The following is a 10,899-nucleotide window of genomic DNA, read 5'->3' as shown; positions in this document are numbered from 1 at the left end:
GCCGGCCGCGACCGCGACGATGCCGAGCTCCACCTGATGACTCACGTGCCGAGCCTAGGACGTGGCAAGCGGAACGCCCCACTCCGCCGCGAACTGCTGGCTTGTCATGGTGAGGAGTTCCTGCCGAGCTGTCCCAAGGAGCCGGTCAGCCGCGAACGCATCACCAGCTGCCACCCGGTGAGCAACAGTCTCATCGTTGACTGCGATGAAGACAAGGTCGGCGATGTCAGGGCCTGACTCGTTCACCCCACCGGCGACACTCCTCACCGCCCAGAAAAGTTTCTTCCAACCGGTGAAGGACCGATCCTGTAGTTCGACTCGCCATCGTTGCGCCGCGATTTCCATCGCTTCAGTGAAACACACCACCACCACGCGCGGTGTTCCTCGGCCGCACTAGCCGGCACGGTCAGGTTTATCCCGGTGGGCGAGTTTCGCGTTCGCTTCCATCGACGTCAACAAAAACAAGGCGCTTGAAAGATACAACGCCGCGGACGCGGCATACACGAAGACGGCGGAGCCGCCCGTTATCGGGCTATTGCCGTTCACCGCACCGAAACACACAGCAAGCGACCCTAGAGAACACCCAACGACAGCCGCGATGAGCCCCTGCTCGACCCGGTTCAACCACCGGCGTCTCGCCCACCCATGACGGCCTTCTACGGCGAGAATCAATAACCCGAACGGGATCACCGCCCCCAAGAACACGGCCCCCGCCACAGAAATCTCCACAACCCCAACACTAACCCTGCCCCAGACACGAACGATTCGCTGGGAGGCGGCTCAACATACGCAGGCACGCGGTCCCCTCCGGGTAGCTTCCACACCAGGAACTGCCGACTTACCGAAACTGAAACATCGGCGACCTGGGGAACGTACGGTTCAGTATGTCTTTGGCGCCCGGGCTGGTTCATCACTAGAAAACCAGTCCTGTGAGTCGCAGCGGTAAGTGGCGGCTTTGTGGCAGCGCTAAATGGCGGCTTTGTGGCAGCGCTAAATGGCATCCGGCTGCACGCAAGCCGATGGGTCAGCGGTGCTGGTCAGGCGAGGTTGACGCGCATGACCGGTCGGCTGGGGTAGGTGCGTCCGATCTCGTGGAAACCAGCGGCCGTGAAGATGGAAACAGTTCCGGTGAAGAGCGCGGAGGGCGAGGGGCGTGTGGTGGACATCGTGACGTCGACTGGGTGCCCGTCGAGGACTGATGCGCCGTTGGCGCGAGCGTGGTTGGTGGCGGCGAGGAAAAGGGCGGTGCCCACGCCCTGGCCGCGGGCCTCTCGGCGGAGGTTGATGCAGGTCACCCACCAGGCCTCAGGGTCTTCTTCGAGAATGCGCTTGAGCGCTGTGTTCTCGGTTATTCCGGGGAGCGTGTGGCGGGGAACGACTCGGGTCCAGCCGACGGGCTGATCGTTCATATAGGCGAGCATGCCGATGGGGACGGGTGAATCGCGTAGCTCTGAGCGAAGCGCATCCTCGTTTGTCGCGTGGTCATGGTGACGGAACCGTTGGCACCAGCATGAGTCGGGCTTTCCGGCGCGAGGTCCGAACGCGGTTCGCACATCGGCCCACTTACGATCTGTAGCAAGCTCGGTTCGCAGAGTCATGCGGCTATCTTTCCCCTGGCTTCGGGCGTCCGATAGGGCATCGACTATCGGAATGTCTAGTCACTTTCCCTTGGGTGCTCCGCGGATCGATCTTCGGGAGGGGCCGCGATCGGCACGAAGCGCAACGCCGCCTGAACGCTTCGATCTTCAGGGCCGGGGGTCGGGCGGTTGCGCAGGCGGTATGGGCTGAGGAGCTGCATGACCTGGTGTGCCAGATCGTCCAGCTCCGGTGCCGATAGTCGCAAGGTGGAGTTGCTGACCAGGCTGGCGTCGATCCACGGTTGCGGTTCTAAGTCCTGCGCGGCGCGGACGATAAACCACTTGTCCATGTTTCTTATTTGCCAGGCAATCTCTGCTACGCCCCCGTGGCCGGGGGCGACCAGTTCTGCCGCTTTAGCTGCGTATGCGGCAGCGCCTAAGGCGTGCGCTCCCATGTAGGCGGCCCCCGCCGCTTGGCCTGCGGCCCAGGCTGCCGCTTTGCCTGCCGGGGAGGCGGCGGCTTGAGCGGCGCGACCTGCTACGAACCGGCGACGAATTTCGCCCGCGGTGTCTAGTTCTCCGCGAGAGAAGGCTCGGGGCGCGGGCAATCCCGTCCCTCGCTTGTTCGTCGTCTGGGGCTTCTTTCTCGAAGATCGGTAGGACCCGCTCGGCGCAGTCCGCCGCCCACGCTGCGACGACCCGGCGGTCGCTCTCGCTTAACGATTGAGGGGAAAGCATCACCCCACCCTATGTATGGGCGTGTGCGAGCGGGTGACCTTTGTTACCTGCGGCGGAAGAGTCTGCTGAAGAAGCGTTTGTAGGACTCCCAGAATCCGTTAGACCGGTCGCCGTCGCCTACGGATGATCCTGCGGTTCCAAACATCTTTGTCACCTTCCTGCACACGGTTTTGCGGCTGACGTTACCACCGGATGCAGGGTGAGCCCTAGAATTTCGCGGCCGTGAACGGCGGCCTTCCAGAAGCGCTAAATGTCACCTTGGACGCACGTGAGTCATCCTCTAACGGCCGTCCGTTCGGCCGCTGACGCGTTCGGTTTGTCGACGTAGTACACCGACGCAACTCGGCATGCCTCAGTGAGCCCCCACTGCTTCAGTCTTGACTGGCTACTTCGATTTTGAAAGTATGTCCACATGAGTATCTTCATCACCTGCCCAGTCGAGGACGTTGAGCGCGCGACCGCGTTCTACACCGCGCTCGGATGGTCCCTCAATGCCGAGATGTCCGATCACAATGTTTCGTGCTTTGTGATCGCGCCCGAGCAGTACGTCATGCTCGGCAGCCGCGAAATGTACGCAAGCGTCGGCGGTGTCGAGGAGCTCATCGGCGGACCCGAAACACCGTCGAAGGTCACCGTCTCATTCGACCTGGGCAGCCGCGAAGCGGTCGACGAGCTCACCGAGCGAGCTGGCGCCGCAGGCGGGCGGATCGGTGACACCGACGACTACCCCTTCATGTACCAGCGCCAGTTCGATGACCCCGACGGCTACCACTACTCGCCGTTCTGGATGAAGCCGGACGCCGCTCCCGCCACGTGAACGACCTCGCCGCCGCGCTCGACGTCGTCGGAGCGCGGTGGGCTCTGCTCATCATCGAGCGGCTACTCGACGGGCCGCAACGCTACGGCGATCTCCAACGCGACCGCGGGGTACCAATGAGCATGCTGGCCACCCGCCTTCGCGAACTCGAAGCCGCCGGGCTCCTGTCGCGTCTACCACTTCGCCACCACACCCGCGCCTACGCGCTGACCGACCGCGGATTCGCCTTACGCGAAGCGATCACCGTACTCGAACGCTGGGGCGCCGGCGAAGGCTGAATGCGCGGTGCGCTCGAATCGCCAATGCCGTCCCGTGCGGGGATCCACCGAGACTGAGCGCGACACCCTTCCTGGTCAGCTCATCGGCAATATCTCGTGCATCGGGCAGCGATCGTGCGAGCCGGTCGAGTTTGGTAACTACGAGGGTGTCTCCGGAACGGACTGCAACCAATGCTTCTCGTAGACCTGGCCGGCTGCGATTCGTACCAGTGAGGCCATGGTCGACGTGGACGTTCTCTGGGACGCCAAGGTCGACGAGCCCCTCGCGTTGTGCTGTGAGGTCCGGGCCGTTGGTCGATACGCGGGCGTATCCGATCTTCAATCCGGTCACCGAATCAGTGTTGCAGATAAGGGGCCCTCATCGGGCATTAAATCGGGCGGGGTAAACGTGCACGCTGGCCCCACTCGTTGCGTGTGGAGCTGGGCGCTCTTTGGCGGTGTTCTTTGATTGGTTTCTGTCGCTCGTTGCCGATGACGAGGATGCTCGCGGCTTCGATAGCGTCGTCAGTGATGCTGCCGAACTGGTCGATCTTGCACCCGATCTATTTGAGGGAAAGGTCGTTCTAGGGGCGGGAGTGCAGACACTCGAATGATCATTAGAGATCCGTCATGGTTCGCGCCGCACCCGCAAATTATCGATTACAAAATTCCGCCGAAGAGTGACAGAACCCATACACCCGCTACCCCGGGAGAACGTTCAAAATCACGACCGCCGGATCTTCGTCTGCGCGGATCAGAAGTCGAAGATTCGCAGAGCTTTGCGAGCCTGGTTCAGGTGGTCCGCGAACAAGACCGCATCGTCGCCCTCCAGAGTCGCCTGGTAGGCGGTACGGAGAAGGTCCACGGCGACCGCCGCGATGATCTGGGCAGAAGGATCACCCCGTGCGGTGAGCGCCGACTCGATTGTGGCGGCCGTCGTCGCCAACTTGGTCCGGCTGCGTTCGCGCAGTTCCGGACCCGACTCGATCAAAGTCTGCCGTCTGCGCTGGCCTGGTCGGTCGCTCGTGATCGCGGTTCCGGCCCGAACCAGGACAGCGATGACCTCCCGCACAAGGCAGGCCGCATCCGCTTCCACCGGTTGAGCGTTGATCGCTTGCGCTACCGCCTCTCCGATCTCGTCGGTCTGCGGGAAGAGAACGTCCCGTTTGTCGGCAAAGTAGCGAAAGAAGGTACGACGGGTCACACCCGCGTGCTCGGCGATCGCGGTCACCGTAACGGCCTCGTAGCCGTGTGCCTCGAACAGTTCCGCCGCGGCGTCGCGCAGGCGCTTCTCCGCGTCGATTGTCCATCTGGGCACGCCGACAGTATATGCGAGAGATGACACTCTGTGCTATCTGTGATGTCACAGAGTGTCCTAGGATGAGAATAGGTGGGTATGGACGTCGACCGTATGGACGGGAAGACCGTGGCCGTGTTCGGAGGATCCTCCGGAGTTGGGCTCGCGGTTGCGAAAGGTATGGCCCGCCTTGGCGCCCGGACGATCGTGATCTCGCGGAGCGCGGCGAACGGCCAGCGCGCCGTCGACAGGATTCACGAACTTAGTGGCGGCGGGCTCGTGGAGTCGATCACGGGCGACCCGAGCACGAGGGCTGGGGCGGAGCTGCTAGCGATCGCGTTGAAGGAGCGCGCCGATCGGCTCGACGTGCTCGTCAGCACGGCGGGGTCCGTTGGCGAGACCGGCCGGACCGCCGACGGTGTTCCGCGGGTGTTCGCCACGAACTACCTGGTCCACTTCCAACTTCTCCGATCCGTCCTTCCAATGCTGAATTCCACGCCCGGAAGCCGCGCCCTGATCGTGGGTGTCGCCCCGGCGCTCGTCAAGCGCATTCGGAATGGTCCCCTCGACGGCGTCGACCCGACCACATCCGCAGCGGCGCTGATGACCCAGACTGTCGCGTGGAAGCTGTTGCTCGCCCGACATCTCGCCGACATCCGCCCTGAAGGTCCCACCGTTAATGTGTTCCATCCGGGGTTGATCCGGTCGAACCTGCTCGCAACGCAACGGCTGCCGCTACGGCTCGTGGGTTCAATCTCGAACGTTTTCGCCAAGGAACGCTGCATCGTCGTCGAACACCTCGCAAGCAGCCGATCGCTGGCCGGGATCAGCGGCCGAATGTTTGACAATCACGGCCGCGAGGTTGCGCTGCCCCCGATCGTCACGGCCGAGAACGCGACTGCGGCGTGGACGACGAGCGAGAGGATGGCTCGCTGATGGCCCGACCAACACCCGAGAACCATGCGCTCTGGCTGCCGAAGAAGCGGCGATCGTTCGAGGTGGGATCTGCGCCGTACCCCACCCCCGGCATGAATGAGATCGTCGTGCGCAACCGTGCCGTCGGGCTCAATCTAATCGACGGCATCCCCTGGCTCGCTTATCGGTTCGTCCTACCGTGGCTCACCTTCCCAGCGGTGGTCGGGCAGGATGTCGCCGGTGAGATCGAAGCCGTCGGCCCGGGCCCGCACGGTCTGACGGTCGGCGATCGAGTACTCGGCCACGCGCTCGGGACGGAAAAATCGATCAACCGACCCAATCAGGGCGGTTTCCAGGAGTATGTCATCCTCACAACACGCATGGTCTCCGCGATTCCCGATTCGCTCACCTTCGAGCAGGCCGCAGTCCTACCCCTCCAACTCTCGACGGCAGCCACAGGAATGTTCCAGAACGACGGTCTGGCCTTGGCGCTCCCCACCGCCGACCCCACCGACCGAAATGAGACGGTACTTGTTTGGGGCGGATCGACCGGAGTCGGCAGCAACGCGATCCAGCTGGCCCGCAACGCGGGATACCGTGTCGTCGCCACCGCCTCACCGCGCAACTTCGAATACCTCCGAACGTTAGGCGCCGATGAAGTCGTCGACCGCAACAGCGCCACGGCCGTGAAGGAGCTCATCGCTGCGATCGGGGACCGTTTCCTCGCCGGATCGATCGCGATCGGCAACGGGTCGCTCCCGAAGGTAATGAAAGTCGCCGCTCGGGTACCGGGCAGCAGGCGCGTGTCATCGTCCGCTCCCGAGATCCTGACCCGTCTCTCCGCATTGCGAGCACCCCGAGGAGTCCGCGTCAGCGGGATCTGGGGTGGTTCCCTCAAAGACAACGAGGTAGGCCCAGCCATCTACAACGACTTTCTTCCCGCCGCGCTCGGCACCGGCGCCTACCAGGCCCAACCTCCGGCGGAAGTCGTCGGAAACGGACTGCAAGCAATCCCCGCCGGACTCGAACGATTACGTCACGGCATCTCAGCCAAGAAGCTCGTCGTTACTCTCTGAGACTGGGCACAACGAGAAGGCGAGAAGGCGCGCCGCCGCCTGTTGATCGTGAGAGTTACACGTTGAGACGGTTGAGGAAACCGTGCGGACAGTCTCACGCATCTACCCAGGCGGGTGGCTCCTGGCGATCATGCCGCCGGGGGCACCAGTGTCGGCGATCGGAGCCAGCGAACTAGCCCAGAAGGAAGGCTGGCACGGCTCCCGCTACCCGCCGCCGCTCGCACTCAGACTGCCCGGTGGAGGATCCGCTTGCCAGGCTTCGTCAGACGGGACGCGGCGGCGGAGAGCGAGGAGCGGCTCCTGCGCGATGAGGAAAGCTACGCAGTGGTCGTGGGGGGAGGCAGCGCACTCTTTCCTCGTATTCCGCGAGCTGCAGCACCGCTTGCGGCCTTTCCCTGCTGGTCCGGTCAGCTCAGGACAGCATTGTCGTCGCAGACTTCTTAAGTGCGTTCCGCGGCGCCCTTGATCTGGGCGAGCCACGATTGCAGTGACTGGTCAAGTGTCGCCTGCATTGCCGTGACGTCCGCCTCGACAGGTGCGCCCGCGAAGGACTCCGTGGTGGCGACTGTTACGCCGTCTTCGGTGTCCTCGAAGAGCCATTCATGTATTCCGGTGATACCCGAGGCCGGGGCGCCCCACAGAATTCGGTGCTGTTCCTCGACCGCATAAACGACCGACGTCACCGGAAAGTTGTAGCTGGTCCACTCGAATGAACTGCCGACCTCGAATGGTCCGTCCAGCCGCGCCTCGGAGATATCGGCGTTCCAGCTGGCCCACGAGTTCACATCGGTGTGCAAAGCCCAAACCGTTGCTCGGGTGGCTGCGATGGCGATCGAGGCGCGTGCGATGACCGGCGCGGAATGATCGATGTCGGTAGGCATGTTCATGTTGGTTCTCCTTGTGTTCGGAAGCTTGCGGCCAAGTCTTCGGAAGACCGGGTCAACGCTTGCGGGAATAGATCCTATTCAACTAGACGGCGGCGACGGCGATGATCGATGCGGCATGCGGGGAGTGCCGCACAGCACGAGGGCCACAAGAATGACGGCGAGTAGAGCTAACTCACCCAAGTCAAGGAGCGGCCCGGTCCACAAGGCAATGAGCACGAGCCTGGGAGCGCGTCGGATGCGTTTGAGTGTTTGTGCCGGGTGGAATGAAGTCGGCCCGATCTGTCTCGTACCTGACAAAGAGAGTGACTGTGCACTCACTTCAAGGGAAGAAGAATAAGACGTCGTCGCGCCGAGGAGGGATGGCGAATCCCCTGGGAAAGGATTAGAGTCCAATCCGTCGAGAGGTTCTCCACGCCGGCTGTCACGAGGAGGTGACACGGTTACCCGTAGGCGATGAGGCTTTGAACGTCACGGTCGCTGGAGCCCGAGCCTGTTTTGTTGAAGCAAGTCACTTTGGCTTGGCCATCACGAAGGACCGGCCGATTTCGGGGATATCGTCGACAGTTTGTGCGTGAACCTGAAGCCTCAGGAGGGTGCGATCTGCGACGTATTGGGCATACGCTTCCCCGCGTCAAGAACCCGTTCCGGAGTCTGCTCGGGCGCCCCTGTCGGCACCCTTTCCCGCGAGCTGCAGCACCGCTTGCGGCCTTTCCCTGCTGGTCCGGTCAGCTCAGGACAGCATTGTCGTCGCCGAACGTGCTCAGGTCGAGAACGAAGCGGTAGCGCACATCGTTGCTTCGAAGCCGTTCAAAAGCGTGCTCGACGTCTTCAGGCAAAACAATCTCGATGTCGGCGGTGACGTTGTGTTCGCCGCAGAAGCCGAGCAGATCCTGGGTGTAGCGGTGCCCTCCGCTTCCGGCTGAAGCGAGCCGCTTGCGGCCGACGAGGAGGTCGATGGTAGAGACGGTGATGGGTCCGAGGTAGCCGAGAGAGAAGAGCGTTCCGTCCAGGTCCAGAGTGTGCAGGTACGGCGCCAGGTCGTGTTCGACCGAGACGGTGTCGATGACGACATCGAGGGTTGCCCGGTGTGCCGCCATCGCTTCATCGTCTCGAGAGATCACGACGTGGTCTGCTCCGAGCTCGCGCGCATCATCGATCTTGTTCGGCGAAGTCGTGAACACCGTGACATCGGCGCCTAGCGCCCGCCCGAGCTTCACGGCGAGGTGGCCCAGACCGCCCAAACCGACCACGCCGAGGCGCGTTCCTGGCCCCACACCGGCAGAGCGCAGCGGCTCCCAGACTGTGATTCCGGCGCACATCAGGGGAGCGACGGCGGCAGGATCGAGCGACGGGGGTACATGGTAGACGAAGTGCTCCTTAGCGATGTAGCGAGTCGCGTAGGCCCCCAGAGTCGGCGTGCCATCGACGCGGTCTCGTCCCGCGTAGGTGAGCGTGGGGAAGTTCTCGCAGAAATTCTCTTGGCCGGCCTGGCACATGCGGCACGTCCCGCACGAATCGACGATGTTGCCGACCGCGACGGAATCGCCCACGTGAAACTCTGTCACTTCCTCGCCGACAGCAGTTACCTTGCCGACGAACTCGTGTCCAGGAACGAGCGGAAACGCGCCGCCGTCGTGTGGAGAAGTATGAAGCGCATGTAGATCGCTGTGGCAGATGCCACAGTAGCTGACCCGGATCTCGACATCGTCAGGTCGCCGCGACCGCCGATGGATCACGGTGGGCGTCAAGGGCGCCCCGAACTTATCGGCTTGCAGAGCGAGAGCGTCCATGTAACAAGTATGTTCCACCAATCACGCCAGCTGACCGAGTTCCTGGATCGGCGTTGCACGACCCCCGGACGATGCTAGCGAGCCGGGCCGCGATCAATGGTGTGGGCATCGACTATTCTCCGAGGCGACCGACAGCACCTGAACGTGCCCAACCCGCGGCACCGAGCCAAGCTGAACAGGAAGCTCCGTGAGCGCCGATAAGGGATCCCTCACCGCACATCCCTGGATGTGTCAAAGTCGGTTTCATGAGCCAGCATTCCATCTCAGGGAAGGTCGAAGTCACGGCCGGACCGAGCGCTTGGCGCTATGCCCAGTACTCCTCGTGGGCGCGGGCTTGGTCGTTGCTGTGTCGGCTCATGTCGATTTGGCCGAGGTTGATGATGCGGGCGTTGTTGGCCAGTCGGTTCACGATCGAGTCGGCCGCGACGCGGTCGGGCAGCGCGGCGACCCAGTGCGCGGGCCCGGTTTGCGACGCGATCATCGTCGGCAGCCGGTGTTCCCGGTTGGCAAGGATCGCGAACAGGTCACTCGCGGCGTCGCTATCGACACCGACGGTGAGGAAGTCGTCAATGATCAACAGGTCGATGTTGGAGAGCTCGTTCAACAGTTTCTGATGCGCGATGCCGTCGCCTCGGGCGATGATCAGCCGGCGGGCGAGGTCATCCATCCGGTAATACAGAACCGAGTGCTCGCCTTGGCACGCGCCGATGGCCAACGCGCAGGCGAGGTAGGTTTCCCGCCCCCGGTGGGTGAGATGATCAGCAGGTTCGTCGGATTGGTTTGCCACTCGTGGGCGGCGTAGCGTTCAATCAACCGGCCGCCCTCTGCTAATCGCCCTGGATACTGACAACGTTCGTTGCGAAGATGACCAAGCTTGCAAGAGTCTTGTAGACCATGGGTGGCGAATTCAGGTGGTGAGCGCAACACCCTGAGTCGTGTGGGGTGTTTTCGATGGCAAGGCCTGTGTCGCCGTTGGCTGTTCGGTTGGCGTTCTGGAAGGGGTTGGACGAGGGGCTGCCGACGTCGGCTGCTGCGCGAGCTGCGGGAGTGTCGCGGGCGACCGCGTATCGGTGGCTCGGCGAGGATCGGCAGGTGCTGCCATCACCTCTTCGGAACTTCGCTGTTGTTCGCCCTGGCTCGCTGTCATTGCGGGAGCGGGAAGAGATCGGCTTCCACCTCGCCCGCGGCCAAGGGATTCGACGGATCGCAAACCTGCTGGGTCGAGCGCCGTCGACGATCAGTCGCGAGGTAGCGAGGAACCGGGTCTATGACCGGTATGTGCCCTCGTTGGCGCAGGAACAGACGTGGGCGAGGGCCCGCCAGCCACGAGCACGGAAGTTGGACGGGCTAGCGTTACGAGGACAGGTCGTATCGATGCTCACCGAACGGTTCAGCCCCGAGCAGGTCGCGGGCCGACTCCGGCTCGAGCATCCCGAGGAAGTGGAGATGCAGGTGTCCCACGAGACCATCTACCAAGCCCTCTACGTCCAAGGCCGCGGATCGTTGCGCCTAGAAATCGCCACTGCCCTACGATCGGGGCGGGCA

At 63.1% G+C, this 10,899-nt stretch carries 13 protein-coding genes and 3 pseudogenes; 6 read left to right on the top strand and 10 right to left on the bottom strand.

Going from position 1 to position 10,899, the window contains the following annotated elements:
* Positions 1-237, top strand: a 237-nt coding sequence (locus ACE5CZ_RS14135) for a hypothetical protein (protein ID WP_374947967.1), incomplete at its 5' end; no start/stop codon positions are given.
* 156 nt (positions 238-393) lie between these two features.
* On the opposite strand, the gene ACE5CZ_RS14130 is transcribed toward ACE5CZ_RS14135, so the two are convergent.
* The 5 genes and pseudogenes from ACE5CZ_RS14130 to ACE5CZ_RS14110 all read right to left on the bottom strand — a co-directional run.
* Positions 394-729, bottom strand: coding sequence for a hypothetical protein (locus tag ACE5CZ_RS14130; RefSeq protein ID WP_374947966.1), 336 nt, complete (start codon positions 727-729; stop codon positions 394-396).
* A 308-nt stretch (positions 730-1,037) separates the two neighbouring features.
* Positions 1,038-1,598 (bottom strand): GNAT family N-acetyltransferase, encoded by a 561-nt coding sequence (locus ACE5CZ_RS14125; RefSeq protein WP_374947965.1) that lies wholly within the window; start codon positions 1,596-1,598, stop codon positions 1,038-1,040.
* Between the two features lie 56 nt (positions 1,599-1,654).
* On the bottom strand, positions 1,655-1,927 hold the full coding sequence (locus tag ACE5CZ_RS14120) for a hypothetical protein (protein ID WP_374947968.1): 273 nt from the start codon (positions 1,925-1,927) through the stop codon (positions 1,655-1,657).
* A 54-nt stretch (positions 1,928-1,981) separates the two neighbouring features.
* Positions 1,982-2,185: pseudogene (locus tag ACE5CZ_RS14115) on the bottom strand (putative immunity protein); the annotation flags it as partial.
* A gap of 58 nt (positions 2,186-2,243) precedes the next feature.
* Positions 2,244-2,315: pseudogene (locus ACE5CZ_RS14110) on the bottom strand (hypothetical protein); the annotation flags it as partial.
* A gap of 412 nt (positions 2,316-2,727) precedes the next feature.
* Between ACE5CZ_RS14110 and ACE5CZ_RS14105 the strand changes: the two are divergent.
* Positions 2,728-3,132, top strand: coding sequence for a VOC family protein (locus ACE5CZ_RS14105; RefSeq protein ID WP_374947964.1), 405 nt, complete (start codon positions 2,728-2,730; stop codon positions 3,130-3,132).
* Positions 3,129-3,410, top strand: coding sequence for a winged helix-turn-helix transcriptional regulator (locus ACE5CZ_RS14100; RefSeq protein WP_374947963.1), 282 nt, complete (start codon positions 3,129-3,131; stop codon positions 3,408-3,410). Before ACE5CZ_RS14105 ends, ACE5CZ_RS14100 begins: the two co-directional genes overlap by 4 nt.
* Positions 3,411-3,444: 34 nt before the next feature.
* Here ACE5CZ_RS14100 and ACE5CZ_RS14095 read toward each other — a convergent pair.
* Positions 3,445-3,732, bottom strand: a pseudogene (locus ACE5CZ_RS14095) (recombinase family protein); the annotation flags it as partial.
* A 411-nt stretch (positions 3,733-4,143) separates the two neighbouring features.
* Positions 4,144-4,707, bottom strand: coding sequence for a TetR family transcriptional regulator (locus tag ACE5CZ_RS14090; RefSeq protein ID WP_374947962.1), 564 nt, complete (start codon positions 4,705-4,707; stop codon positions 4,144-4,146).
* A 78-nt stretch (positions 4,708-4,785) separates the two neighbouring features.
* On the opposite strand from ACE5CZ_RS14090, the gene ACE5CZ_RS14085 reads away from it, so the two are divergent.
* Positions 4,786-5,622: an SDR family NAD(P)-dependent oxidoreductase gene (locus ACE5CZ_RS14085; RefSeq protein WP_374947961.1), complete on the top strand. Its 837-nt coding sequence runs from the start codon at positions 4,786-4,788 to the stop codon at positions 5,620-5,622.
* Positions 5,622-6,677: a zinc-binding alcohol dehydrogenase family protein gene (locus ACE5CZ_RS14080; protein WP_374947960.1), complete on the top strand. Its 1,056-nt coding sequence runs from the start codon at positions 5,622-5,624 to the stop codon at positions 6,675-6,677. Before ACE5CZ_RS14085 ends, ACE5CZ_RS14080 begins: the two co-directional genes overlap by 1 nt.
* Before the next feature lie 440 nt (positions 6,678-7,117).
* Here the strand turns inward: ACE5CZ_RS14080 and ACE5CZ_RS14075 are convergent, their stop codons facing one another.
* The 3 genes from ACE5CZ_RS14075 to ACE5CZ_RS14065 all read right to left on the bottom strand — a co-directional run bounded on the left by ACE5CZ_RS14075 (position 7,118) and on the right by ACE5CZ_RS14065 (position 10,069).
* Positions 7,118-7,558, bottom strand: coding sequence for an SRPBCC family protein (locus tag ACE5CZ_RS14075; RefSeq protein ID WP_374947959.1), 441 nt, complete (start codon positions 7,556-7,558; stop codon positions 7,118-7,120).
* Between the two features lie 731 nt (positions 7,559-8,289).
* Complete coding sequence (locus tag ACE5CZ_RS14070) at positions 8,290-9,354, bottom strand: NAD(P)-dependent alcohol dehydrogenase (protein ID WP_374947958.1); 1,065 nt, start codon at positions 9,352-9,354, stop codon at positions 8,290-8,292.
* Positions 9,355-9,658: 304 nt separating this feature from the next.
* Complete coding sequence (locus ACE5CZ_RS14065) at positions 9,659-10,069, bottom strand: ATP-binding protein (RefSeq protein WP_374947957.1); 411 nt, start codon at positions 10,067-10,069, stop codon at positions 9,659-9,661.
* A 236-nt stretch (positions 10,070-10,305) separates the two neighbouring features.
* Here ACE5CZ_RS14065 and ACE5CZ_RS14060 point away from each other — a divergent pair.
* A partial coding sequence (locus ACE5CZ_RS14060) for a helix-turn-helix domain-containing protein (protein WP_374947956.1) occupies positions 10,306-10,899 on the top strand: 594 nt, incomplete at its 3' end.

The sequence above is a fragment of the Agreia sp. genome (assembly GCF_964263775.1).
In the GTDB taxonomy this organism is placed as follows: domain Bacteria; phylum Actinomycetota; class Actinomycetes; order Actinomycetales; family Microbacteriaceae; genus Agreia.
The sequence above is the reverse complement of the archived record's forward strand: the minus strand, read 5'-3'. Positions and strand labels throughout refer to the sequence as shown.